The following is a 22,796-nucleotide window of genomic DNA, read 5'->3' as shown; positions in this document are numbered from 1 at the left end:
CATTTTGGGGGCCTGATTTAAAGGCCGTACGACCGCCATGGTTACAGGCGCCCCTTTAAACTTTGCAGTTAATTGTAGAGCGATCTATTTGAGCGGGACTTATTCCCTTTCATAGATGTTGATAAATATAAAGAATGTTTGAGTAGCACGCAGGATGCTGAAAATGGACACTGATTCGTATTGTGGATCAGAATTTGAATGGATGCTCGCTGAGAAGCAGCGGTATTTACTTGGACCAAATCAATGAAAAAGTATGTATATGCCAGTTTGGCGGTGTTGATGCTTTCTTCACCTTTAGCGTTAGCTGACGGTGGGAACGGTGGCAAGCACCGTGATATTGTTGGCAGTCATGATAGCTATAAGCAACATGATGGCAATAAGCACAATGGTGGTGCTAAGTCTGCTAGCCGCCACGGATCTTCCCCGAGTGGTAAGTATGACGGAGACAAAAAAATGCATGCTGCTCCGGAAATTGATGTTGCCGGGGCAGGTATTGCGTTCGCATTACTCGCGGGGTTGGTTGCTGTTCGTCGTGAAAGACGTGCGTCAAAAAAATGTTGATTTTTAGTTGAATGATGTAAGAGCCCCGGTTTTCGCACCGGGGTTTTTTTTTGAATGGAATAGTGATTTGGATAATTTCGCCAGGGAACGTCTTTATTTACCAATACATCCTAGGGCTGTATTGCAGGCGGGGATAGCGTTGCTGCTGGTGCTCCAGCTACTCTATATCAGCCAGCGCTTTGATGCTTACACCCTGGTGATGGACGGTGCCGCTCAGGGGTGGCGTATATCCTTTGGCTATATGGGGCAGGTTGCCAAAATTGCTGTGCTGTTTCTTGTGATTCTGTGTGTATTACTGCAGCGGGAATTGCGCACGTTGTGGAAAATTATTCAGTTTGAAGCCAATGTCAAACGCGCTGGTATATATTTTCTGCCACAAATATTAAGTTACTGGTTTTTCCTGCAGAGTTCTGCCGTGATTTTTGATGACGCCAGTGATGGAAATCAAGCAGCCTTATCTGAATTTCTGCTTTGGTGCGTTGAACTTTCGGCGTGCCTGTTGTGTTGGACTCTTATGTCGGCACCTATACGGTTTTGGCTGGAAATCCTGGCGCGTTATCGCAAGCGCGTGCTTGCCGCAGCGCTAATCTCGGTAATAGTCTGGCTTTTTACTGCCTGGGCGAACCGCCTCTGGACGCCGCTGAGTACCTTGACGTTCCTCCTGAGCTCAAATCTGCTGACCCTATTTAATCCCGAGCTGGTAGTGGTGGAACCTGGTCAGAAAATACTTGGTCTGGGCGACTTTATTGTCAGTGTGGCGCCAGCCTGTTCTGGTTATGAAGGTATTGGATTGATTACGGCGTTTCTTTCACTGTACATGTATATCAACTTTAAAGAGTTTCGCTTTCCCCGCGCTTTCATCCTGTTTCCCCTGGGGATTTCGATTATATGGTTGTTGAATGTGGTGCGGATTACCGCGTTGGTTGCCTTGGGCTATCACTGGTCTGCGGATGTCGCCATAGGTGGCTTTCACTCTCAGGCCGGGTGGATTGCATTTATCGTGACCTCATTGGCGCTCTTGTGGTTTGCTGGTCGATGGAGTTTTGTGGCGAAGCCAAATGCGGGCAACTCGGGAATGGTGCAGCTCGGTTCACCGGTATCCAGGTCTCCTGATAACAGCGAGCAGGCTGTTGCGACACTCATGCCTTTGATCGTGTTACTTGGAACGGTATTGGTGACATCAGCAATATCGTCCGAATTCGTTTGGCTGTATCCATTGCGAGTGATTGCGGTACTGCTTGCTCTCATCTGGGTTTTCCCAACACTGCGCCTGGTACCATATCGCCCGAATCTGCTCGCATTTGGTTGTGGCATTGGCGTTGCCCTGATCTGGATAGTGATGTTGTTTAACTCCGCACCACAAACCGATCGGATATTTACTGAAAACCTGCTGGACGCACCCGTGCTTTGGTCTGGTTTGTGGTTGTTGTTTCGTTTTTTAGGGGCGGTAATCGCTGTACCAATTGCAGAGGAACTGGCCTTTCGGGGTTACTTGTTGTGCAAGCTCAGCCGCTCGTCCAGCTATACCCGCGGGAGATTGGCTCTGTCGGGAGTGGCGGTACTGGTATCTTCACTTACCTTTGGTGCGATGCATGATGCCTGGGTAGCAGGCACGGTTGCCGGGCTTGTCTATGCATTTGTGCGTTTGCGTTCTCAACATATCGGCGATGCTATTACAGCGCATGCTGTGACGAATCTCGTTGTATTTTTATTCGCGGCTTACAGTGGTCAGTGGAGCATGATTTAGGGGCAACACGGGTGCGGTTACTCGGGACTTGGTGGTTGCGCACGAGAAGGGTGCCTGTTTGTTCTTTTTTGGTGCGCAGTAGCGTCTCTCCTCCTGTTCTTTTAGACCAGAATGGCCGCTTATCGCCTGCCTTGGTGGTTTTTAGCGCTTGGCATACATGTTGAATGTATTTAGAGTGCAAGACTCTTGGCATTAGTGCCATTGAGACAATCTGTTCAATAGGACGCTAGGGTTCCGGTCAATGAAACGTTGCTTTCCTTGATGTCTGGTCCGAGAGCATCCGACCTGTTTGGCTGATCGATTGGAATCTCCAGTCCGATTTCCAGAGGGGTTACACGGCGGGATAAAAGCCCGGGAGACCTGTTTGGCGCGTTAGCGTTGCCAAGAGCTCTCTGCGTAACCCAAATAGCAAGCGCCATTGAAGCTGAAATGCTGCGACTGCTGTGAACCTGGAATATAAACCGGAAAACACTGGAGGTCTGCGATGCAGCGTCTCGCCATTCTACTTTTTACCCTCACACTCTCTTCTGCAGCCTGCGCGAAAGAAAGCTTCAAGGTCTGTTGGTCTATCTATGTTGGCTGGATGCCGTGGTCCTATGGTGCCGAACAGGGCATTGTCAAAAAATGGGGCGATAAATACGGGATTGATATCGAAGTCGTACAGATAAACGACTATATCGAGTCTGTAAATCAATACACCATGGGTGAGTTCGATGCCTGCACCATGACCAATATGGATGCGCTGACGATTCCCGCCGCTGGTGGTGTCGACAGTACCGCACTGATTGTCGGAGATTTCTCCAACGGCAATGATGGCATCGTATTGAAAGGCGGCAAGGATCTCGCGGAAATAAAAGGACAGAGTGTCAATCTGGTGGAGCTCAGTGTTTCCCACTACCTGTTGGCGCGTGGGCTGGAGTCCGTCGGTCTGAGTGAAGCAGATATCACCGTCGTGAATACTTCAGACGCAGACATGGTCGCCGCCTACGGTACCGATGGCGTCACTGCGGTTGCTACCTGGAATCCGTTGCTCGGCGAGATTGAGGCCATGCCCGAAAGTCAGACGGTGTTCGATTCTTCAAAAATTCCCGGCGAAATTATCGACCTGCTGGTGGTGAACACCGAAACCCTGAAATCCACACCGGCACTGGGCAAGGCCTTAGTAGGCGCCTGGTATGAAATCATGGAATTGATGTCCGGTGAGCAAGACGCCTCCTCTGCAGCAAAAACGCATATGGCCACCGCCTCGGGCACCGATCTGGCCGGCTATGAAGCGCAGTTGGCCAGTACTGAAATGTTCTACACCCCTGCACAAGCACTGACACTCACTAACAGTGAGAAGTTGCTTGCGTCGATGAAAAGTGTTGCAGAGTTCTCCTTCGATCACGGCCTTCTGGGCAACGGTGTACCCAGTGCCGAGTTTGTCGGTATCGAAATGCCTGCAGGCACTTACGGTGACGAAACCAATATCAAATTTCGTTTCGATCCCACCTATATGCAGTTGGCGGCCGATGACAAGCTTTGATGTGTTTTGGCAGTAGCGTTGCGACAATCTGGAAGATAACGTGATGATGAGAGAAGCCCGATGAAACGCCTGATAAATCTGAAGCCTGGCAAAAGCGGCGCGCTGTTTCTGGGTCTGCTGCCGTTTTTGTTGATCCTGATGATTTATATGGCGGGCTCACAGGCGAGGTTGGCAGAAAACGAAAAAGACAAGCTGCTACCTTCGTTTTCCCAAATGGGTGATGCGGTACATCGAATGGCGGCAGAGCCCAGTAAACGCACCGGCAAGATCATTTTCTGGCAGGATACGGTGAGCAGCCTGAAGCGCCTGGGTCTTGGGGTACTGATCGCGGCGACCATTGGTTTGCTACTGGGAATGTTCACCGGCGCCATTCCCCTGGTTGGCGCTTCGGTATCGCCTCTACTGACGGTGATTTCACTAGTACCACCTCTGGCCTTGTTGCCAATCCTGTTTATCGTTTTCGGGTTGGGGGAGATTTCCAAGGTGGCGTTGATCGCTATCGGTATTACCCCGTTTATTGCCCGCGACATGCTGCAACGTACGGGAGAAATCCCCTTCGAGCAGCTGGTCAAAGCCCAGACACTCGGTGCCAATAGTACTCAGATTCTATCCCGGGTAATTCTGCCGCAATTATTACCGCGGCTGACAGAATCCGTGCGCCTCGCACTGGGTGCGGCCTGGTTATTTCTGATCTCGTCCGAAGCCATCGCTTCGACCGATGGCCTTGGCTATCGCATCTTTCTGGTTCGCCGTTATCTGTCAATGGACGTGATTCTGCCTTATGTAGCCTGGATAACGTTGTTGGCATTTCTATTGGACTATGCCCTGCGCGTGATGAATAAAAAACTGTTTCCCTGGTACTTGCCGGGAGGTGCGGCGTGATTGAATTGAACAACGTCTGGAAGAGTTACGGCGATACCCAGGTGCTGGAAGGACTGAACAACACTGTTTCAGAGGGTGAGTTCGTCACCATGGTGGGCAGTTCCGGTTGTGGTAAAAGTACCTTTCTGAAAATGCTACTGGGTACGGAAAAACCCACTCGCGGGCAGTTGTTGCTGGACGGTAAGACTATTCCTGACGAGCCGGGCCCGGACCGCGGTATCGTATTTCAGCAGTACTCGGTTTTTCCCCATATGTCTGTGCTCGACAATGTGATCGCTGCCTGCGCCATGTCCCGTCCGGGAATCACCGGGTTACTTTTTGGTGCGGCAAAAAGAGATGCGCGTAAAAAAGCGCTTGAGCTACTGGAGCGCGTGGGATTACAGCACACTCTGGATAAATATCCGCATATGCTTTCGGGCGGTATGAAGCAGCGTCTCGCCATCGCCCAGGCACTCATCAATCGCCCGCGTATTCTATTGCTGGATGAGCCCTTCGGTGCCCTCGATCCCGGTATACGCGCGGATGTGCACAAACTCGTATTGCAACTTTGGCGGGAAAACGCCCTAACCGTATTTATGGTCACTCACGACCTGCAGGAGGGATTTTATCTCGGTACTCGCTTGTGGGTGTTTGACAAAGTTCGTCAGGATCCACACGCACCGGGGCGCTACGGAGCATCCATTACCTACGATTTGCCTGTAGGGAAAACCGATGGCGATCTTTACCGGAAAATCGAGAGTGATATCGCCGAAGAGGCGATCCGTCTGGATGCAGTGGATATGTTTCCAACCGAAATCAGTGATCTGAAAAAGCCCGGCACCAAAAGCAAAAAGCAGGAACTGATCAATGAATGAATACCAGTACAGCACCGAAATTCCCGGGGGGGGGCACTGGTCGTTCCGCATGCGTCGAGGCACCCAGCTGCGCCTGACGGATCTGCACGGAGGGGGCAATGCAGGTATGCTGTTTTACAATCCTGAAAACCTGCTTGAGCGCTATAACGCACCGGATACACTGAAATGTCAGCACACCTTTCGCCTGTCCCGGGGCAATTGTCTCTACTCCGACATGGGGAGGATATTCGCTTCGATCATCGAAGATGACCATGGTTGGCACGACACAGTATGTGGTAACACCCGCTATTCACACATTGCCGAAAAATGGGGAGCACGCGACTATCAGCACCATCGCAATGGGTGGTTCCAGAATGGTCACGACGCGTTCCTGGTGGAGATGGAAAAGTACGGTCTCAATCGCCAGGATCTGGCGGCAAACGTCAACTGGTTCAGCAAGGTCGCCACGGATAAGGAGGGCAATCTTTATCTGGATGACACCACCGCCCGTGCCGGCGATCGGGTGGTGTTGCGGTTTGAGATGGACACTCTGGTCATTCTCCATTCCTGCCCACATCCCCTGAGTCAGGCTGACAGCTATCCAGCACTGCCAATACAGGTGGAGCTCGGTCTCGCTGCACCGATAGCATCAGATGACGTTTGCCGCAACTGGTGCGAAGAAAACCAGCGGGGTTTCCAAAACAACGCGCTCTATCATCTCGGCACCTGAGCTTCCGGTTAGCAGAACAAGAGAGAAGCAATTCATGATTACCGAATCCCAATACGACGATAAGGCAGTGGATTTCCGGGAAATGGTCGCTGCCGGCGACTACTTCCTACACACATTAAAAAAAGGCCAGGTTATTCGTATTCTAGACCTGGAAGGTAACCAGGCCGCGGACACCCTGTTTTTCAACGCTGAAGACCCCGGTGAACGATACTCTGCGATGGATACAATTCGCGAGCAGGGTAATGTATACCTCACTGCGGGCAGTGTGCTGCGCTCCAATGAAAATAATCCCATGCTGGAGATCATTGCCGATACCTGCGGACGTCACGATACTCTAGGTGGCGCCTGCGCGACCGAAAGTAATACCGTGCGTTACGCACTGGAAAAACGCTGTATGCACGCCTGTCGGGATAGCTGGATGCTGGCCATTGCCGAGCACCCGGAATACGGACTCGACAAGCGAGATATCTCCCACAATATCAATTTCTTCATGAATGTACCGGTGACGGAAGCCGGTGGACTGACGTTTGCGGATGGCATTTCCGCACCGGGAAAATATGTGGAGATGCGTGCATGTATGGACGTGATCGTGCTGATTTCCAATTGCCCGCAATTGAACAACCCCTGTAATGGTTACAATCCTACCCCGGTCGCAGTACTGATCTGGGACCAATAGTGCTTGAGCTGTCGTCTTCCTAGCGAAATTTTCAAAAACTTCAGTGGACGGCCACTGTCGCACTTCACACCGGGACGGCCCGGGCAGGACGCAAAATGTTTAGCAAAGTTCTGATTGCCAATCGCGGCGCTATTGCCGTGCGTATCATTCGCACCCTGAAAAAAATGGGTATCGGTTCGGTGGCGGTTTACGCAGAATCGGATGCGGAGAGCCTGCACGTGCGCGCGGCCGATGAAGCCTGGCCATTGGGTAGTGGCGCAGCATCGGATACCTATCTCAATATAGATAAACTGTTTGCCATTGCGCGGGAGTCCGGCGCTACGGCCATTCATCCCGGTTATGGTTTTCTCAGTGAAAATGCCACGTTTGTGCGACGTTGTGAACGTGAAGGCATTGTCTTTGTGGGGCCGACGGCTGAGCAAATCGAGATCTTTGGATTGAAACACCGCGCGCGGGATCTGGCCCGACGAGCCGGTGTGCCACTGCTGGAAGGCAGTGATCTGCTGGAAAGCCTGGACGCAGCCAAGCGGCAGGCTGGGTTTACCGGTTACCCGGTGATGCTGAAGAGTACCGCTGGCGGCGGCGGTATCGGTATGCAGGTGTGTCGGATGGAGTCAGACCTGACCGATGCCTTCGAATCCGTGAAGCGCCTGGGCGCGAACAATTTTTCCGATGATGGTGTATTCATCGAAAAATTTATCGATCGCGCACGCCATATCGAGGTACAGGTATTCGGTGACGGCTGCGGTGGGGCGCTGGCTATTGGCGAACGCGACTGCTCGTCTCAGCGTCGCAATCAGAAAGTAGTGGAAGAATGCCCTGCGCCGGGGTTGACCGACGAAGTCCGCCGCGAGCTGTATGCCACGGCGGAAAAGCTGGTTGCCAGCATTAAGTATCGCAATGCGGGCACGGTGGAGTTCATTTACGACGCGGATACCGGCCAGTTTTATTTCCTCGAAGTGAACACCCGCCTTCAGGTAGAACACGGGGTGACCGAGGAAGTCTATGGAATTGATCTGGTGGAGTGGATGCTGCGTCTGGCCGCGGGCGAGGTGGCAGACCTGTTTCAGCGACGTGCAAAATTGCAGTCCTCGGGCCACAGTATTCAGGTGCGTATTTACGCAGAAGATCCCTATCGGGATTTCCAGCCCTGTGCCGACTTGCTGACGGAAGTGCAATTCCCTCAGTACGAAGGTGTTCGTATCGACCACTGGATAGAGGCGGGTATCGAAGTATCTCCCTATTTTGATCCCATGCTGGCCAAGGTGATCGTGCTGGCAGCGAGCAGGGCGGCGGCACTGGAGAAGCTGCGCGCTGTCCTCGGAGAAATACGTCTCTACGGGTCTGAGACCAACCTGTCGTATCTCCGCGCACTATTGCAGGACGAAAAACTGGTCGCCGGCGAAGTCACTACCCGCTATCTGAACGATTTCAGTTGGCACCCTGCGCGGGTGGACGTATTGCAACCGGGAACACAGACCACTGTGCAGGATTACCCGGGGCGTGCGGGCTACTGGCATATCGGGGTCCCCCCTTCCGGTCCGTTCGACAACTATTCGTTCCGCCTCGGCAACCGATTACTGGGCAATGACGAGGATGCATCGGGACTGGAAATTACCCTGCAGGGGCCATCGCTCAGATTCAGTTGCGATAGCCGGGTAGTGATTACCGGTGCCGACTGCGCCCCTGCGCTGGATAAAATACCGGTTCCGTTGTGGCAGGTGATTTCTGTGCGTGCAGGTCAGGTACTGGAATGTGGGCGCATTCGTGAAGCAGGTGCCCGTACTTACCTGCTTGTACAGGGCGGGTTTGATTGTCCGGCTTATCTCGGATCCCGCTCCACATTCACTCTCGGTCAGTTTGGCGGCCACAATGGACGCGCATTGCGTACTGGCGACGTTCTGCATTTGCGGGAACGCGAGGTCCCGGTGGGGACGGGCACGGAGGTGCCGGAAGCACTGCGCCCGGAAATCTCCAGCCAGTGGGAATTGCGGGTGATTTACGGCCCTCACGGAGCGCCGGATTTTTTTACCGATAAGGATATCGACACTTTTTTCGCCAGCGAATGGAAAGTGCATTACAACTCCAGCCGCACCGGCGTGCGCCTGATTGGCCCGAAGCCCGACTGGGCGCGTCAGGATGGCGGCGAGGCTGGCCTGCATCCTTCCAATATTCACGACAACGCCTACGCCTTTGGTACGGTGGACTTTACGGGCGATATGCCGGTGATTCTCGGCCCGGACGGCCCTTCCCTTGGTGGCTTCGTGTGTCCCGCGACGGTGATTCAGGCGGATCTGTGGAAGCTCGGACAGTTGAAAGCCGGAGACAGCTTGCGGTTTGTACCGGTATCGCCGCAGGACGCGCGGGCGCTGGAGCGGGCGCAGCGAGATCAGATCGCGGGTCTGACGGTGGTTGATCAGAGCTGGGCGTCGGTAGCACCGGTAACCCCAATTCTGAAAACCTTCGGCGCAGGCAGGTTTGGCGATGAGATTGTGTACCGCGCCGCTGGCGATCATTTTCTGCTGGTGGAATACGGAGAGAAGGTCCTGGATATCCGCCTGCGTTTCCGCGTTCATGCGCTGATGCGTTGGCTGCAACAGAATCCGCTGTCAGGCATGCGTGAATTGACTCCAGGTATTCGTTCCCTACAGATACATTTTGATGGTTTGCAGGTTGATCAGGAGACGCTGCTGGCCCATCTGGAGCGTGCGGAAACGGAATTGGCCCAGCAGCTGGAAGAAATGCGCGTTCCGTCGCGCATCGTTCACATACCTCTGTCCTGGGACGATGAAGCGTGCCGCCAGGCGATCGAGAAATACGATCGCGCGGTGCGGGCGGGTGCCCCCTGGTGTCCCAGTAATCTCGAATTCATTCGCCGTATTAACGGCCTTGAATCCATCGACGACGTCAAACACATAGTGTTCGACGCCTCCTATCTGGTGATGGGGCTCGGAGATGTTTACCTGGGCGCGCCGGTGGCTACACCAGTTAACCCTGCACACCGCCTGGTAACCACCAAATACAATCCGGCGCGAACCTGGACGGCGGAAAACTCCGTAGGTATTGGCGGTTCCTATCTCTGTGTATACGGCATGGAGGGCCCCGGGGGGTATCAATTTGTCGGACGTACGCTGCAGATGTGGAATCGTTATCGGCAGCCCCAGGTGTTTAGCCAGCCCTGGCTATTGCGCTTCTTCGACCAGATTCGTTTTTACGAGGTGAGTCATGAGGAGCTACAGCAGATTCGCCGGGATTTTCCTCTGGGTAATTATCCCCTGCGGATCGAGGAAACCGAGTTCAGCCTGGCCGAGTACAACGCCCTGTTGGACGATGCCACAGACGAGATCGGCACTTTCCGCCAACGGCGCCAGGCTGCATTCGAGCAGGAGCTGAAAGATTGGCACGCACAGGGTCAGTTCCATTTTTCCGTTGAGGAGTCGGAGGTTGCGGAGGCTGCGACGGACTGGCCGGAAGACTGGACCCCGGTGGATGCACCGGTATCCGGCAGTGTGTGGAAGGTATTGGTAAAAGAGGGGCAGCAAGTCAAAGAGGGGGAGCTCCTTATGTTGCTTGAGTCGATGAAAATGGAAATGCCGGTGTTGGCGCCAGAGGCGGGCACGGTGACTCGGGTATTGCTGGCTGAAGGAGGGCGTGTCAGTGCAGGACAGGTGTTGCTGTTGTTAAGTGAATCGTTAAGTGAATCGTTAAGTGAGTCGATGAGTGAACACGCGTTGGATAACGTTGAACGTGAATATGGGGAGATTGCCTGATGAATATGAATATAGCAGCGTTGAAGCAGGCATACGGCAGCGGCGAACTGACCCCGCGTGTACTGATCCAAAATATACTGGAAAAATCCCGGCAAAAGGCGGAGCACAATATCTGGATTTATCAGCTCTCCGAAGCGGAGCTGGAAGGGTATCTACAGGAAATCGAACAGCGCTCTCCGGACGAACTTCCCCTGTGGGGCATCCCCTTCGCCATCAAGGATAATATCGACCTGGCCGGCGTACCCACGACGGCCGGATGTGAAGCGTACGCCTATCTGCCTGAGCGTTCTGCACCGGTGGTGGAACAGTTGATTGCCGCCGGCGCCATTCCATTGGGGAAAACCAACCTCGATCAGTTTGCCACGGGCCTGAACGGCACCCGCTCGTTTCACGGTGCCTGCCGCAATGCCTTCGACCCCGACTATATCAGTGGAGGTTCCAGTTCAGGCTCCGCTGTGGCGGTGGCACTTGGCCTCGCGAGTTTCAGTCTCGGGACTGACACCGCGGGCTCTGGAAGGATACCTGCCTGCTTTAATAATTTGGTGGGACTGAAGCCCACCCGCGGATTGCTATCCACCCGAGGCGTAGTGCCTGCCTGCCGCAGCCTCGATTGTGTCAGCGTGTTTGCGCTAAATGTCGACGATGCCAATCAGGTACTTGCTGCTGCCGAGGCGGAAGATCCGCAGGATGGCTTCAGTCGGGCCAACCGGTTTGCCAACAGCGCGCGGCATTTTGGCATACGCACCGGAACTCTGCGTGTCGGGGTGATCCCGGAACGTCAGCTGAGCTTTTTCGGTGATGCGAGCTACCAACAGGCCTATTTGGACACACTGGAAAAGCTGGAGGACGATGGATTTCAGTTGATCGAAGTCGACTACGAACCCTTCGATGAAGTCGCGCGCCTGCTCTACGAAGGGCCCTGGGTCAGCGAGCGTTATATCGCCATGGAGGCAGTACTCAAGCGAAGTCCGGACGCGGTTCATCCTGTGGTGCGCAAAATTGTTGAAGCAGGAGAGTCACCGGCGGCCACCGCGTTGTTCCGCGCTCAGTACCGGTTGGAAGAGCTGAGAAAACACTGCCTGGGCCAGTTGGAGACCCTGGACTGTCTGCTGACCCCAACGGCGGGAAGACTGTTCACCATTGACGAAATGCTGGCGGAGCCGGTGCAGTACAACAGCCAGCTGGGGTATTACACCAACTTCATGAATCTGCTGGATCTTGCCGCTGTCGCCGTTCCCACTGCGTTTACTGCCGCCGGTCTGCCATTCGGAATCAGTCTGGTGGGCAAGGCGTTTTCCGATCGCGCGCTGTTGACCATGGCCAATCGTATCCAGCGGCTTATTCCGTTACCTCAGGGACGTGATCAGGTTCACCACCAGTCTGTCGCGGCCACAGTGACAACTTCGAGAGAAAATATTGATGTGATGGTGTGTGGGGCCCATCTCGACGGTCAACCGCTCAACTGGCAATTGCGGGAGCGGGGCGCAACACTGAAGTCGGCCACGCGCACCGCGCCGATATACCGGATGTATGCGTTAGCCGGCGGCCCGCCTCTACGCCCCGGATTGGTGCTGGATGAAGCTGCGGGGACCGCGATTGAAGTGGAAGTGTGGTCTGTACCTGCGCAAGAGTTTGGCAGCTTTGTCGCCGGGATTCCCGCGCCGCTCGGCATCGGCAAGGTGCAGCTGGAGCAGGGCGGTGAAGTCAGTGGCTTTATCTGCGAGCCTTACGGCCTTGAGGGCGCAGAAGAAATTTCTGCCTTTGGTGGCTGGAAGCGATGGCTTGCCTCGCGGTGAGGTTTGAATATCCGTGATCGGAAGCGGGCTGTTGAAATATTCAATATCGGCAGCCCGTACACTCACTTTCCTTGCGTTGGATTGTGTTCCAGCTCGCTCATTTTTTTCAATTTGCGAATCGCCGGGAATATAAAGTAGCCACTGATCGCCACACCCAGTGCCATCACGCCACCGAGTGCCACCGTGACAGGGGCGGGAATCACTGAGGCGACAGCGCCGGCGCGGTAGTCGCCCATCTGGTTTGATGTGGCGATAAAGATCGAGTTGACCGCACTGACGCGCCCGCGCAGGTCGTCCGGTGTCGCCAGCTGAATCAGGGTAGAGCGGATATTGACGCTGATCATGTCCGAGGCGCCGTACACAAACAGCGCCACCAAGCTCAGCCAGTAGTTTTTCGATACCGCGAATAGCAGAATGGAAAAGGCAAAAATCACCAGCGCCAGAAACAGGCTGCGACCGGTGTGATTCAGGGAAAGACGGGTCATGATAACTCCGACCACCACAGCCCCGAGTGCCGGCATGCCGCGCATCACGCCCAGGGCGTCCGCACCCACCTTCAAAATATCCACGGCGTAAATGGGCAATAGCGCCATTACACTGCCGAACAGAACGGCAAACAGGTCGAGACTGATACTGCCCAGGACAAAGGGATTTCGACGAATGAAATGAATGCCTTCCAGCACCTGCTCAATACCTCGCCCCAGAGGGCGTGTATGCGCAATAGGTGGCAGGGTTAAATAGAGCAAAGCGCCAAGTAGAGCCAGCCCTCCCAGTAGCCAGTAAATATCCTGATCCATCCACACCAGAAACAGACCGGCTACAAAAGGGCCGCTGGTCGAGGCAGCATTCCAGACGGTGGTGGTAACCGCGACCGCCCGGGAAAGTGCCTGGGCGCTGACGATGTTTGGCAGAATGGCCTGTTGCGCGGGGCTAAAAAATGCGCGCACGCATCCATGCAGAAATAGCAGTGCAAAAATTGAGGTTTTGTCATAAACCCCGTCGTGCATAAAGGCTGCCAGCCCGAGCAGTATGAACCCTTCCAGCACTGAACAAAGAATCAGGATGCGCTTGCGGGAAAAGTGGTCGACTGCCCACCCCGACACAATGAATAGCATCAGCATCGGGATGATCTGCACCAGACCGACCAGGGCCAGGTCGTAAGGGTCGCCGGTCAACTGATACAGGTGCCAGCCAATGGCGACGGTCAGCATGGTACTCGCCAAGCTCAGGCTGGCTCTGGCGAGCAGGTAGGGAATAAAAACGGAATAGTTCATGGAGTGGGGTGGTTGAAGTTCTGCGGCGGATTTTTTTACGGTGTACTGGAAGGTATCGACAGGGCCTTGAGGTTTTCCAGCACTTTTTCCGCGCGGAGGATGTTGCCCAGCAACTCGATATTGTCGGGGGCGAGTATTCTGGTCTGGCGCCAAACCTCCAGCGCGGGCTCAATTCTCCCCTGGCTGTATAAATCATTGCCCTGCTTGATCGCGGCCTGAACCCGGTTATTTAGCTGGATGTGAAACCGGGATTGCAGCGGCAGTAATTGTGGGTGCTCTGGCGATTGTTGCTGTAAACGGTTGAGATGTTGTCTTGCGCTAACAAGGTCTCCGGTTTCCAGAGCCTGTTGTAATTCCGTCACCGTAATGTCGTCGTTGACTTTGGGAATGCTGACGGGTTGCGGTTTCGGTGGTTGAAGTTGGCGATTGATCATCGCCAGGTCGCGTTCGATTTGTTCGAGCTGATCGCTATCCTTCTGAGCGTCTTCGCTGTACAGGCGTTGCGCAATCTCCAGGCCGCGCCGGGCCAATACGTAGTCCTCCCGCGCCAGCGCGCGCTGAGAATACTTCTGTAGTGCCTGCGCGGATTCACGGCTTTTGCGGAGATGGTGCTTGAGCTCCAGCCAGTTCAGCAGGCCAGGCCCTTGAAGTTGCCGCAGTTGCTGGTAGGCCTCGGCGTCCTTCAGCAACTGCTCGCCCTGCTGGATTGCCAGCTCCATACGTACACGCTCTTCGCGCAATTGACGGCGCTCTGCCAGTTGCCGCTGTGTGCTGACCAGCAGCTGGCTGTCTGGATATACCCGAGTGGCGCCCCGTAACAGTTGTTCGGCCCCATGCCAGTCGCTTTGTTTTTCGAGGCGGATTGCGCTGTGGATTACTTTCCGCTCGAATTTTTGCAGGCTGGTGTGTAACCGCGTGATTTGCTGTTGCTGATCCTGCGTCGCGGTATCCAGTTTCTGCAGCCGCTTCAGTTCTGCGGACTGCTGGCGAAGTGTTCGCAGAGCCTCCGGTGAAAAACCTTCCATCGCCATCTGTTGCTTTGGTATCAGACTGCACGCCGGCAATAGCGGTAGTAGAAATAAGCCAAATAAAAATGAGACAAGTGTTAACCGGCGATCAGGCATTTTCGATGGCTCGTCGACTCGGTTGACGGACGGGTATATCCAGAATTTTTTTCAGGTTGGCTTGCAGCAGCAAATGATAATTCAGATGAATATCCTGTACCGAATAGATCATCACGGGAGTCGATTTTCCGCGAATCGGCAGCGTTTGTTCGGCTTGTGCAGTGATGCGCGGTTCCAGCATGGTAAACAGTTGTTGGCGAATGATAATTTGATCCGGCTGGGCTTCGGAACACAGTCGGGAGGCCAGGTTGACGGCATCGCCAACCACCGTGAACTCCATTCGCTCGTCGGAGCCCAGATTGCCGGCCAGCATCGCACCGGAGTTGATACCAATACGGAAGTGCACTTCAGGCTTTCCATCAGCGCGGCGCTGTTGGTTTAACTGAGCGGCCAGCTGCTGGATCAATACTGCGCAGCTGACGGCGTTGAATGCGTGGTCATTGTCGTCTTCCAGGACCCCGAATACCAGCATTGCACAGTCGCCGATAAATTTGTCGACCACCCCGCCATACAACGCACAGGCTCGGGAAATATACGAAAAATATTCGTTTAGCAGCGCGGAGACCTGGCTCGGTTGCAGCTTTTCCGACATCGCGGTAAAGCCGGTGATGTCGGCAAACAGCACGGTTGCCTCGATCGGTCGGTCCACCAGCCGCACTTCGTCGAGGTTGGCCAGCACCTTGTCGGCGACGCTCTTCGACACATAGCGGGAAAAGACCTCTTCAACCTGGGACTTTCTCAGCAGGCCGGCGGCCATATTGTTGAAGCCCTCGAATAAAAAGCCGATTTCGTCGTTGCGTTGCTGATCGATCCTTGTCGCCAGGTCGCCGCGGTCAATCGCCCGGGTGGCCTCCATCAGGCGGTGAATGGGTAGGGACAGGCGCCGGCTCAGCCAATACGCCAGCAGTGATGCCAGCAGAGTCATGGCAAGAGTGGCGTAGACAATGGCGTGGCGGGCCCTGGTGGCGGCTTTGTCCATTTGCGAGGCCGACAGGGTTACCACAGCCGAGCCGACCCGGACGCCCTGGTAGTTGGCGGGGGCGATAAAGCTGATGAGCCGTTCCTGAGATCCGTTTGCGCGGTGCCTGAACCAGGGGCGGGACAGGACTTCAGGCACATCGGGAAGGGGGGCGGAGAGATCGGGCTGAATCCCGGTCGCCGACAGTAATTTGCCATCGTGCGCGTATACACCCGCACCCAGAACCTTTTGGTCGCCATCCAGATTGGCGGTCAGCATACGCAGGTTCAGACTGTTTTCCGACAGGATCGGCTCACTGGCCTGCTTTGCCAGCTGCTGCGCCATGGTATTGCCGAAGTCGTGCAATTGGGTGCGGATCAGGTGGTTCTGGTTGTCGCTGATAAACAGGCCCAGACTGGCCATTCCCAGTACCAGCAGCAGGGTCATGACCAGCGCCAGTTTGAACGCAATGGGGATATGAGTGGGCAACAACCGGATCAGGCGCGTTTGTAGACCGCCAACAGCGTGCCGCAGAGTGGCTTTGGTCTTAGTGATCAACGGGAGCGCTCTTCATTAGTTGTTACTGGAGTCTTTGCTGGAGTGGTTACAGGATTCCGGGCGAGGGGACTGTGATGGGGGAACTATACCAGCTCTTGGGGCTCCAGCCTTGCGCGGGAATCTTTTTGTGGATCTTTCGGCGGCTGAAATCAATCGAACAGGGGCTGGGGTAGAAGGTGAAATACCGGCCTCGGACTGCTAGTATCCCGCCGGCATTGCAAGGGGCACCGGTCAATCCTTGAGCTGCCCCCCGGGCCCTTGCCTGGCAGGCGCCATCCGGGCCCGCAAGAGACAGAGAATTCCTTAAAAACTGTACTTTATTCCATCTTTGATAATGAGTATCATTTGCGCAATTTTGACGCAAAACGAGTGGACACGTATGCAAGCTAAATCTTTTGTAGGGAAATATCGCGCACTGAGCCTCGCTATCGGCCTGTGCGCCCTGTTCACCGCTGGCCAGGTATCCGCGAATGGCGCCATCGGTGATCACGTCAATGACCTGAAGGCACATATCGGTTCCTATTCTGAGGAAGTGAGCTGGCTGGTGGCCAAGTACGGCGAAGTGGTTGACACCTACGAGAAGAACGGCGTGAAGGGCACCGACACCAATGTGATGGTGGAGCACTGGGAAGAAGTGGACTTCCACTCCGCGATTGAAACCAACTACGTTCCTGTGTACGCCAATATCTGGCAGGGCATTTTCGGGGTGAAACAGGCAATTGAAGCCGGTGCGCCAATTTCCAAGGTACGTGCGGAACAGGTCAAGTTGAATCAGGCCCTGTGGCAGGGGCTGGGTGCGGTGAAGCTTGCCGCCCAGTTCCAGGAAAAAGGCTTGCTGGCGAAGGTGCAGACCACCGAAGCAGAGCCCACTACCATGCCGGAGACCCTCGACGATATCAAACACCGTCTCGACCGGGTGGTGGCCAAATACGCAGAAAAACTGCCGGAAGCCGCGACCAATATCGTCCACGACACCTACCTGCACCGCTTTGAAGGTGTGGAAGGCGCACTGATCGAGCAAGATGCCGCACTCGTCGAAGACCTGGAAAAAGATTTCAATGTAACACTGCCGCAGGCGCTGGATGGCAAAACCAGTGTGGATGACGTGCGCAAGGTAGTGGAAGCCATGCAGGCCAAGCTGGACAAGGCCAAAACCCTGCTTATGGATGCGGAAAAGAAACGTAAAGACGTCTTTTAACGGTACGTCAATTCGTTAAAGATCCCGCTCGATAGTAGGTGTTCAAACGATAAGGATCAGTAAGGATTATCTGTGCAGCGTAGAGATTTTTTGCATAGCCTGGCCGCGGTCGGCGCCCTGAGTTGCCTACCGTCCGCCAGGGCCCTGGCTGCAAGCCCGGTGGCCAGTGCCATTTCCGTGGAACAGTTGCCGGCACTGGAAGGTGAGCTCACCCTTTACCTCGGGCGCGGGGAGGGTGGTCTCTACGAGAATGTCCTTGAGGCCATCAAAAAGCGTAACCCCAAGCTGAACCTGCAGATTCGCCGCGGTGTTACCGCGGCGCTCGCGAATACCATTGTGGCGGAGGCCAAGGCCGGTGTGCGTCGCGCCGACGTTTTCTGGGCGGTGGACTCTGGGGCCGTTGGCCTGGTAGCGGAGGCCGGACTGGCTCGGTCGCTGCCGGCAGACCTTATCGGGCAGCTCAAACCCGGTTTCCGGTATCCCCAGTGGGCGCCAGTGACCGGCCGCATCCGCACCCTGCCGTTTAACACGGAGCGACTCACTGCCGAGCAGATCCCTGACAGCATCATGGTGCTGCCAGACAGCAACCTGTCCGTCGGCTGGGCACCGGCATACGCGGCCTTTCAGTCTTTCGTCACCGCCATGCGCCTGCAGGAAGGAGACAAGGCGACTGGCGACTGGCTGCGGGCGATGAACAAGCAGGCCAAGAATTACGCGGGTGAACTCGGCGTGGTGATGGGCGTGGAACGCGGTGAAGTGGATGTGGGTCTTGCCAACCACTATTACACTCTCCGTCTGAAAAGCGGCAAGCCCGATGCCAAAGTGGACCTTGCGTTTACCAAAAACGATGCTGGTTGCCTGGTGAATGCCGGCGGTGTTGTGGCGTTGAGTGATGGCGATCTGTCGATCAATTTCATCCGCTACCTGCTGACCCGGGAAGTGCAGTCCTACCTCGCTTCCGAGGCCTTCGAAATCCCCCTGGTCAACGGCGTCAAACCGCCCCAGGGACTGGTGCCGCTCGACACCATATCTCCACCCAAGGTGGACCTGACCCAGCTTGCGGACCTGCGTCCGACGCTCAAGCTGATGCGCTCTGTCGGCGTACTGTAATGCGCCGAATGTTCGCCCGCTGGCCGGCGTCTTATCCGCTGGCTCTGATCATTGCGCTGGTGGCGCTAGTGCCCGTGGGGGTACTGGTCGGTCTCGCGTCGGATGAGGTGCAGCTGTTTGATGCGCACAACCTCAAGGTTCTGACCAATACCCTGCTCCTGATGGTATTTACGGTACTCGGGTCGGTGCTGATCGGGGTGCCATTGGCGCTGCTGACCGCCTACGTGCAGATGCCCTGGCGCAGACTGTGGCTGATTCTGCTCGCGGCCCCCCTGGCGATTCCCAGTTATATCGGAGCCTTTACCCTCTATGCGGCCTTTGGCCGTGGCGGTGAGATCGAAAATATACTCGGTCTGCCGATGCCGGCAATGGATGGGCTGGTGGGGGCCACCATTGTGATGATCCTGTATTCCTACCCCTTTGTGATGCTCACCACCCGGGCCTCGCTGCTCAGTCTGGACGCCAGTCTGGTCAATGCCGCCCGCACCCTGGGCATGACCCTGGGGGTCAGTTTGTGGCGTGTGGTATTGCCACGAGTAGTGACCGGCATCGCCGCCGGCGGCCTGCTGGTGGCGCTGTACACCCTGTCGGATTTCGGTACGCCGGCGATCATGCGGCTGGATACTTTTACCCGGGTGATCTTCGTTGAATACAACGCGTTCGGACTCAGTCAGGCGGCGATGCTGTCACTGCAACTGCTGGTGATTGTAGGGCTGGTACTGTTTCTGGAATCCCGTGTGCGCGGTAGCCGTGAGCGGCCCGGGCGACATCTGACGATCTGGCCGAAACCCTGGCAGCGGCTGCTCATTGCACTGGGGGTGACTCCGGTGCTGATGCTGGCGATAGTGCTGCCGCTGGCGGTATTCGGCATCTGGCTGGCACGGGATGGCGCAGGAGGTTTTGAACTCAGCTACGCCTGGAACTCCGCACACGCTTCCTTTTTGGCGGCGATCTTCGCGGTGGTACTGGCGGTACCCGTGGCCCACGCGGCCATTGCCGGGCGTGCCGGACGCCTGATGGAGCGTATGACCTATTTCGGATTTGGGGTGCCGGGTATTGTGATGGGCACGGCGCTGGTGTACGTCGGTTTACAGCTGCCGTTCCTGTACCAGACCCTGGGACTGTTGGTCGTCGCTTACGTGCTGCGTTTTCTGCCGCTGGCGGTTGGCTCTGTGCGCTCCACCGCGGAAGGTCTGGACCCGAGTCTGGTGAAGGCGGCGCGATTGTTGGGTGCCAGCCCACGGGAAGCTTTCCAGCGCGTCACCCTGCCGCTCACGGTGCGGGGAATGGTGGCCGGTGCGGCGCTGGTATTTCTGGAGGCGATGCGCGAACTTCCCGCCACCCTGATGCTGGGCCCCACCGGATTTGAAACTCTGGCCACCTACTTGTGGCGAGTGTATGAAGCGGGGTATTTTGGTCGCGCTGCCATTCCCGGCTTGCTGCTGGTGTTGATGTCCGCTCTCGGACTTGCACTGATGTTGTCCGGCGAGCGCCGGGCCGAATTTGATGTAACTGAGAATACCCATCCCTGATGCTGAAGGTTAGCAATCTGTCCGTTCACTACGGCTCTACCCCGGTAGTGAAAAACCTGAACCTCGCGCTGGCGGAGGACGAAGTCCTGATGCTCGTGGGGCCGACGGGCTGTGGCAAAACCACTATTTTGCAGGCCCTGGCCGGACTGATCCCCATTTCCGAGGGAGAGATTGCGCTGGGCAACTGGCGCGCGACAGCGGACAAGCTGGTACCACCGGAAAAACGCAATGTGGGTATGGTGTTTCAGGACTTTGCACTGTTTCCCCATTTGACGGTGGAGCAGAATGTCTGCTTTCGCCTGACCGATACCACACTGGCGGATCACTGGCTGAAACTATTGGGACTGGAGCCGTTCCGCCATGCAAAGCCCGCGCGTCTTTCGGGTGGGCAGAAGCAGCGCGTTGCACTGGCGCGCACTCTGGCACACGAGCCGGCGTTTGTGCTGCTCGACGAACCCCTTTCCAATCTCGATGCCGCGCTCAAGGACAGCCTGCGCTGGGAAATCCGCGAGGCGCTCAAAGAGGCCGGTGTCCCAGCCATCTGGGTGACCCACGACCAGGAAGAGGCGCTCTCCGTAGGGGATCGCGTCGGGATCCTCAATGGCGGCAAACTGGAACAGCTGGATACCCCGGAGAAGTGTTTTGCCGAGCCCGCGAGCCGGTTCGTCGCCCGCTTCCTGGGCGAGGCCAGCTTTCTCCCCGGAACATTGCAGCAAAACCAGGCGATCACCGCTCTTGGTCCCGCGCCGGGTATTCCCATCAATGGTGCCTCTGGTGAGGTGGATTTGTTGTTGCGCCCGGACGATCTGTCACTGGTGCCCTCGGATATGGGTAATGCAGTGGTCGACTGGGTGCGCTATGAAGGCTGTTCGCGGCTGTATGCGGTCAGTATTGAAGGTGGCACGCAGCTGCGGGTGCGCACCAGCCATGAAGTGAAAGCCCGGCACGGCGATCGAGTGCAGATGGCCATCACCACCACACACCCCCTGGCGGTATTTTCACGGGAAGCTTGAAGGGCCTCTTAACAATCTGCCGGGGGTGAAATCGCTTAATGAAATTTATGCGAAATTAACCCTTCTTAACGCGCAACTGCGGCATGCTTTAGCTTTCCAGCATAAGACCGCATTTGCCCGTGAAAACCCCTCCGAATTTTCTTTGCCGATCGCCCCGACTGTTGGCGCTCGCACTCTGTATGGCATTACCGTGCACGGCGATCAGCCACGCGGAAGAGTTTTCTATCGCGGCAGGCTCTGAACCCGGCAGCGGGTCTGATCTTGAATTTCCCGAGGTGCACGCCGACTGGTGGCAGCGCTTTGACGATCCACTGATGGTGGATCTGATCAGTGATGCGCTGGCGGCCAACCCGGATCTACGCAGTGCACAGGCAGCCCTGAAGTCGGCCCGCGCCCAGAGTGCCATTGCCGGCGCAGCTCTTTTACCGGAAGTAAACGGTGGCAGTTCGGCGTCGCGCAATGACGACAGCAGCCGCTATGGGGCGGGTGTGGATGCCGCTTGGCAGTTGGATATCTTCGGCGGTAACCGCGATAGTGCCCGCGCTGCGCAGGAAGACCAGCAGGCGACCAACGCCAGGCTGGAAGATACGCAAGTGGCGCTGGCTGCGGAGGTGGCGAGCAATTATGTGAACCTGCGCCGCGCCCAGGCGCAGTCCAATATTCTCCATCGCAATCTGGCGGCACAGCGGGAAACGGCGGAACTGATTGAGGCGCGTTATAACGTGGGACTCGACAGCGAGCTGGAATTGACTCAGGCGCGTCTCAGTGTCGGCCAGTTACAGGCCCAGGTGCCGGATCAGGAGGGCGCCGTGCGCCAATCCATGCATGCGCTCGCAGTCCTTTCGGGGGAAGAACCCCGGGCTCTGTACCAGCGTCTGCAGGCAGTTACCGGGGTGCCCTATGTGGCGGCACCCCTTGCAATCGACACCCGCAATATTTCTGCCGATCTGGTGCGTCGTCGCCCGGACCTGCGCGCTTCCGAACACGCAGTTACTGCGGCCAGTTACCGCCGTGATGCCGCTGAAGCCGCGCGCTATCCCAGTTTTCGCCTCGGCGGTGGGCTTGATTTCAGCAGCCTTGATGCTGCAGATCTATTCGATACCGCGAATCTGGCCCGCTCCCTGTTAGGTTCTGTCAGTGTTCCCCTGTTTAACGCCGGCAAGCTGCGTGAACAGGTCACGGTACGTGATGCACAGTACGAACAGGCACTCAATACGTATCAGAAAACCCTACTTGCCGCCCTCGCTGACGTGGCCGATGCCTACGTGGCGCTCGACAGTAGCGAGCGCCGTATTCCGCAGTTGGCAGAAAACCTGAATTTAGCCCGCAACAGTCAGGACCTGGCATTTGTCCGCTACCAGACCGGGGCTGTGAGTTTTCAGACCGTGCTGGATGCCCAGCGACAGGTGTTGAGTGCCGAAGAGAGCCTGCTGCGCGCGCGGGCAGAGAATAGCCTGGCAATGATCAGTCTGTATCGGGCACTCGGTGGCAGCTGGTAAGCGGGAGACG

General features: G+C 56.1%; 17 protein-coding genes and 1 riboswitch. Of the genes, 14 read left to right on the top strand and 3 right to left on the bottom strand.

Annotated features, from left to right (window positions below):
• Positions 1–243: 243 nt before the first annotated feature.
• The 9 genes from PVT68_RS05660 to atzF all read left to right on the top strand — a co-directional run bounded on the left by PVT68_RS05660 (position 244) and on the right by atzF (position 12,520).
• The gene (locus PVT68_RS05660; protein WP_280321684.1) at positions 244–561 is read left to right on the top strand and encodes a hypothetical protein; all 318 of its coding nucleotides are present in this window, start codon (positions 244–246) and stop codon (positions 559–561) included.
• A gap of 67 nt (positions 562–628) precedes the next feature.
• A complete protein-coding gene (gene xrtE / locus PVT68_RS05655) occupies positions 629–2,308 on the top strand; it encodes an exosortase E/protease, VPEID-CTERM system (RefSeq protein ID WP_280321683.1) in 1,680 nt (559 codons plus the stop codon).
• 215 nt (positions 2,309–2,523) lie between these two features.
• Positions 2,524–2,668, top strand: a riboswitch (guanidine-I (ykkC/yxkD leader).
• Between the two features lie 124 nt (positions 2,669–2,792).
• Entirely contained in the window at positions 2,793–3,833 is a 1,041-nt protein-coding gene (locus PVT68_RS05650) for a putative urea ABC transporter substrate-binding protein (RefSeq protein WP_280321682.1), read from the top strand.
• 60 nt (positions 3,834–3,893) lie between these two features.
• Positions 3,894–4,715 carry an ABC transporter permease gene (locus PVT68_RS05645; RefSeq protein ID WP_280321681.1) on the top strand — a complete coding sequence of 274 codons (822 nt, stop codon included), beginning with the start codon at positions 3,894–3,896 and terminating at the stop codon, positions 4,713–4,715.
• Positions 4,712–5,569 (top strand): ABC transporter ATP-binding protein, encoded by an 858-nt coding sequence (locus PVT68_RS05640; protein ID WP_280321680.1) that lies wholly within the window; start codon positions 4,712–4,714, stop codon positions 5,567–5,569. Before PVT68_RS05645 ends, PVT68_RS05640 begins: the two co-directional genes overlap by 4 nt.
• Positions 5,562–6,278, top strand: a complete 717-nt coding sequence (locus tag PVT68_RS05635; RefSeq protein WP_280321679.1) for an urea amidolyase associated protein UAAP1 — start codon at positions 5,562–5,564, stop codon at positions 6,276–6,278. Before PVT68_RS05640 ends, PVT68_RS05635 begins: the two co-directional genes overlap by 8 nt.
• 34 nt (positions 6,279–6,312) lie before the next feature.
• Positions 6,313–6,954 carry an urea amidolyase associated protein UAAP2 gene (locus PVT68_RS05630; RefSeq protein ID WP_280321678.1) on the top strand — a complete coding sequence of 214 codons (642 nt, stop codon included), beginning with the start codon at positions 6,313–6,315 and terminating at the stop codon, positions 6,952–6,954.
• A 95-nt stretch (positions 6,955–7,049) separates the two neighbouring features.
• Positions 7,050–10,724: an urea carboxylase gene (uca, locus tag PVT68_RS05625; RefSeq protein WP_280321677.1), complete on the top strand. Its 3,675-nt coding sequence runs from the start codon at positions 7,050–7,052 to the stop codon at positions 10,722–10,724.
• The gene (gene atzF / locus PVT68_RS05620) at positions 10,724–12,520 is read left to right on the top strand and encodes an allophanate hydrolase (protein WP_280321676.1); all 1,797 of its coding nucleotides are present in this window, start codon (positions 10,724–10,726) and stop codon (positions 12,518–12,520) included. Before uca ends, atzF begins: the two co-directional genes overlap by 1 nt.
• Positions 12,521–12,582: 62 nt before the next feature.
• On the opposite strand, the gene PVT68_RS05615 is transcribed toward atzF, so the two are convergent.
• The 3 genes from PVT68_RS05615 to PVT68_RS05605 form a co-directional block, all read right to left on the bottom strand.
• Complete coding sequence (locus tag PVT68_RS05615) at positions 12,583–13,794, bottom strand: MFS transporter (RefSeq protein WP_280321675.1); 1,212 nt, start codon at positions 13,792–13,794, stop codon at positions 12,583–12,585.
• Between the two features lie 35 nt (positions 13,795–13,829).
• Positions 13,830–14,819, bottom strand: a complete 990-nt coding sequence (locus PVT68_RS05610; RefSeq protein WP_280321674.1) for a tetratricopeptide repeat protein — start codon at positions 14,817–14,819, stop codon at positions 13,830–13,832.
• Positions 14,820–14,910: 91 nt separating this feature from the next.
• The gene (locus PVT68_RS05605; RefSeq protein ID WP_280321673.1) at positions 14,911–16,434 is read right to left on the bottom strand and encodes an adenylate/guanylate cyclase domain-containing protein; all 1,524 of its coding nucleotides are present in this window, start codon (positions 16,432–16,434) and stop codon (positions 14,911–14,913) included.
• Between the two features lie 379 nt (positions 16,435–16,813).
• On the opposite strand from PVT68_RS05605, the gene PVT68_RS05600 reads away from it, so the two are divergent.
• From PVT68_RS05600 to PVT68_RS05580, 5 genes are all read left to right on the top strand, one after another.
• Positions 16,814–17,632, top strand: a complete 819-nt coding sequence (locus tag PVT68_RS05600; protein ID WP_280321672.1) for a hypothetical protein — start codon at positions 16,814–16,816, stop codon at positions 17,630–17,632.
• A gap of 72 nt (positions 17,633–17,704) precedes the next feature.
• Positions 17,705–18,742, top strand: a complete 1,038-nt coding sequence (locus PVT68_RS05595; protein WP_280321671.1) for a substrate-binding domain-containing protein — start codon at positions 17,705–17,707, stop codon at positions 18,740–18,742.
• On the top strand, positions 18,742–20,274 hold the full coding sequence (locus tag PVT68_RS05590; protein ID WP_280321670.1) for an ABC transporter permease: 1,533 nt from the start codon (positions 18,742–18,744) through the stop codon (positions 20,272–20,274). Before PVT68_RS05595 ends, PVT68_RS05590 begins: the two co-directional genes overlap by 1 nt.
• A complete protein-coding gene (locus PVT68_RS05585; protein ID WP_280321669.1) occupies positions 20,274–21,287 on the top strand; it encodes an ABC transporter ATP-binding protein in 1,014 nt (337 codons plus the stop codon). Before PVT68_RS05590 ends, PVT68_RS05585 begins: the two co-directional genes overlap by 1 nt.
• 179 nt (positions 21,288–21,466) lie before the next feature.
• Positions 21,467–22,786, top strand: coding sequence for an efflux transporter outer membrane subunit (locus PVT68_RS05580; protein WP_280321668.1), 1,320 nt, complete (start codon positions 21,467–21,469; stop codon positions 22,784–22,786).
• Positions 22,787–22,796 lie beyond the last annotated feature (10 nt).

Source organism: Microbulbifer bruguierae (genome assembly GCF_029869925.1).
Lineage (GTDB): Bacteria > Pseudomonadota > Gammaproteobacteria > Pseudomonadales > Cellvibrionaceae > Microbulbifer > Microbulbifer bruguierae.
Note: the sequence above shows the minus strand (reverse complement) of the source record. Positions and strands in the feature narration are given on the sequence as shown.

What these genes read in the sequence shown, in the direction of transcription:
- atzF (WP_280321676.1), top strand. Translation starts at nt 10,724, where the DNA reads ATGAATATGAATATAGCAGCGTTGAAGCAGGCATACGGCAGCGGCGAA.
- PVT68_RS05585 (WP_280321669.1), top strand. Translation starts at nt 20,274, where the DNA reads ATGCTGAAGGTTAGCAATCTGTCCGTTCACTACGGCTCTACCCCGGTA.
- PVT68_RS05610 (WP_280321674.1), bottom strand. Translation starts at nt 14,819, where the DNA reads ATGGAAGGTTTTTCACCGGAGGCTCTGCGAACACTTCGCCAGCAGTCC.
- uca (WP_280321677.1), top strand. Translation starts at nt 7,050, where the DNA reads ATGTTTAGCAAAGTTCTGATTGCCAATCGCGGCGCTATTGCCGTGCGT.
- PVT68_RS05645 (WP_280321681.1), top strand. Translation starts at nt 3,894, where the DNA reads ATGAAACGCCTGATAAATCTGAAGCCTGGCAAAAGCGGCGCGCTGTTT.
- PVT68_RS05600 (WP_280321672.1), top strand. Translation starts at nt 16,814, where the DNA reads ATGCAAGCTAAATCTTTTGTAGGGAAATATCGCGCACTGAGCCTCGCT.
- PVT68_RS05650 (WP_280321682.1), top strand. Translation starts at nt 2,793, where the DNA reads ATGCAGCGTCTCGCCATTCTACTTTTTACCCTCACACTCTCTTCTGCA.
- PVT68_RS05615 (WP_280321675.1), bottom strand. Translation starts at nt 13,794, where the DNA reads ATGAACTATTCCGTTTTTATTCCCTACCTGCTCGCCAGAGCCAGCCTG.
- PVT68_RS05580 (WP_280321668.1), top strand. Translation starts at nt 21,467, where the DNA reads ATGGCATTACCGTGCACGGCGATCAGCCACGCGGAAGAGTTTTCTATC.
- PVT68_RS05660 (WP_280321684.1), top strand. Translation starts at nt 244, where the DNA reads ATGAAAAAGTATGTATATGCCAGTTTGGCGGTGTTGATGCTTTCTTCA.
- PVT68_RS05590 (WP_280321670.1), top strand. Translation starts at nt 18,742, where the DNA reads ATGCGCCGAATGTTCGCCCGCTGGCCGGCGTCTTATCCGCTGGCTCTG.
- PVT68_RS05630 (WP_280321678.1), top strand. Translation starts at nt 6,313, where the DNA reads ATGATTACCGAATCCCAATACGACGATAAGGCAGTGGATTTCCGGGAA.
- PVT68_RS05635 (WP_280321679.1), top strand. Translation starts at nt 5,562, where the DNA reads ATGAATGAATACCAGTACAGCACCGAAATTCCCGGGGGGGGGCACTGG.